The organism is Paracoccus endophyticus (assembly GCF_003286075.1).
GTDB classification, from domain to species: Bacteria; Pseudomonadota; Alphaproteobacteria; order Rhodobacterales; family Rhodobacteraceae; genus Paracoccus; species Paracoccus endophyticus.
Map to the genome: position 1 here is coordinate 1 of NZ_QLUV01000042.1, position 1658 is coordinate 1658.

1 protein-coding gene is annotated in these 1658 nt (G+C 68.3%); it reads left to right on the forward strand.

Annotation, left to right across the window (positions count from 1 at the left end):
* Positions 1 to 2: 2 nt before the first annotated feature.
* On the forward strand, positions 3 to 1658 hold the full coding sequence (locus DPQ23_RS15145; protein ID WP_112875588.1) for an electron transfer flavoprotein-ubiquinone oxidoreductase: 1656 nt from the start codon (positions 3 to 5) through the stop codon (positions 1656 to 1658).

A 1658-nucleotide genomic window follows, 5' to 3' on the forward strand; every position in this document is an offset into this window, starting at 1 on the left:
CCATGAGCATGATCGAGCGCGAGGCGATGGATTTCGACGTTGTGATCGTTGGGGCGGGTCCTGCGGGTCTTTCGGCGGCGATCCGGCTCAAGCAGATCGATCCCGACCTGTCGGTGGTGGTGCTGGAGAAGGGGTCCGAGGTCGGGGCCCACATCCTGTCGGGGGCGGTTCTGGACCCGATCGGGCTGGACGCGCTGATCCCCGACTGGAAGGACCGCGGCGCGCCGGTCAGGACGGCGGTCACCACCGACAGCTTCGTCATGCTGGGCCCGTCGGGCTCGATGCGCATCCCCAACTGGCCGATGCCGCGGCTGATGTCGAACCACGGCAACTACATCGTCAGCATGGGCAATGTCTGCCGCTGGCTGGCGACCCAGGCCGAGGCGCTGGGCGTCGAGATCTTCCCCGGCATGGCGGCGTCCGAGCTGGTGATGGACGGCGAGCGCGTCGCGGGCGTCGTCGCGGGCGAGATGGGCAGGGCCCCCGACGGCACCCCCGGCCCGGCCTACGAGCCGGGGATGGAGCTGCGCGGCAAGTATGTCTTCATCGCCGAGGGCGTGCGCGGCAGCCTCGCCCGCGTGCTGATGGAGCGCTACGACCTGTCCGCCGGCCACGAGCCGCAGAAGTTCGGCCTCGGCATGAAGGAGATCTGGGAGATCGACCCCGCGAAGCACCGCGAGGGCACCGTTGTCCACACCATGGGCTGGCCCTTGGGCAAGAACGCGGGCGGCGGGTCCTTCATCTACCACGCCGAGAACAACCAGGTCTTCCTGGGCTTCGTGGTCCACCTGAACTACGAGAACCCGTATCTCTACCCCTACGCCGAGTTCCAGCGCTTCAAGCATCATCCGCTGATCGCCGAACTGCTGGAGGGGGGCAAGCGCGTGGCCTATGGCGCGCGCGCCATCAGCGAGGGCGGCTGGCAGTCGATCCCGAAGCTGACGGTGCCGGGGGCGGCGATCCTGGGCTGCTCGGCGGGGCTGGTGAACGTGCCGCGCATCAAGGGCAACCACAACGCCATGCTGTCGGGCATCGCGGCCGCCAATGCCGCCGCCGCCGCCATCGCGGCGGGACGGGCGGGCGACGAGCTGACGGACTACGAGGCCGACCTGCGCTCGGGGCCCATCGCGCGCGACCTCAAGCGGGTGCGCAACGTCAAGCCGGCCTGGTCGCGCACCGGGATGATGGGCAGCCTGATGCTGGGCGGCGTGGACATGTGGGGGGCAAGCCTCTTCAACCGCAACATCCTGCGCACCTGGAAGCACGGCAAGACCGACGCCGCCGCCACCCGGCCCGCGAAGAACTATCGCCCGATCGACTATCCCAGACCTGACGGCAGGCTGTCGTTCGACCGGCTGACCAACGTGGCGTTTTCCTTCACCAACCACGAGGAGGACCAGCCCTGCCACCTGCGGCTGAAGGACCCCACGGTCCCGATCCGCGTCAACCTGCCCGAATATGCCGAGCCCGCGCAGCGCTATTGCCCGGCCGGCGTCTACGAGGTGGTCGAGGACAAGTCCGTCCCCGAAGGCGCGCGCTTCGTCATCAACTTCCAGAACTGCGTCCACTGCAAGACCTGCGACATCAAGGACCCCAGCCAGAACATCGTCTGGACCACCCCGCAGGGCGGAGACGGACCAAACTACCCGAACATGTGA

Coding starts and splice junctions, on each gene's coding strand:
- DPQ23_RS15145 (WP_112875588.1), top strand. CDS start 3: ATGAGCATGATCGAGCGCGAGGCGATGGATTTCGACGTTGTGATCGTT.